Below are 591 nucleotides of genomic sequence, written 5' to 3' on the forward strand. Positions count from 1 at the left end.
CCGTTGCTACCAGCCACATTAGTTTGCGCCACAAAGGTCGTAGGACTGTCTACATCGCTAATCGCTAAAGTACCACCCGTGGTTAAAATCGCATTGCTCTCGGTTAAAGTCACACTTGCAGGAGTGATCACCGCGGCATCGTTGGTACCTACAATATTGACGCTAATGGTGGAAGTAGTACCATCAGCGGAAGTCACTGTTAAAGTATCGGTGTAAGTGCTGCCAGCGGCAAATTCATTATGCGCCGTATCGGTAGTGTAAGACCAAATTCCATCCGCACCCACCGTGAAATGACCGTACCCGTTGCTACCAGCCACATTAGTTTGCGCCACAAAGGTTGTAGGACTGTCCACATCACTAATGGCTAAAGTACCACCCGTGGTTAAAATCGCATTGCTCTCGGTTAAAGTCACACTTGCAGGAGTGATCACCGCAGCATCATTCGTACCTAAAATATTCACCGTAATCGTTGAAGTAGTACCATCGGCGGAAGTCACCGTTAAAGTATCGGTATAGGTGGTGCCGGCTGCAAATTCATTATGCGCCGTATCGGTAGTATAAGACCAAACTCCATCCGCACCCACCGTGAAA

The 591-nt window shown here is 48.4% G+C and carries 1 protein-coding gene; it reads right to left on the minus strand.

Features of this window, described 5'->3' with window-relative positions:
• The coding region (locus tag LOX96_RS17505; RefSeq protein ID WP_250456489.1) for a VCBS domain-containing protein at positions 1 to 591 on the minus strand (591 nt) is incomplete at both ends.

Origin of the sequence: Legionella maioricensis (genome assembly GCF_023618015.1) — a bacterium.
Taxonomy (GTDB): Bacteria; Pseudomonadota; Gammaproteobacteria; order Legionellales; family Legionellaceae; genus Legionella; species Legionella maioricensis.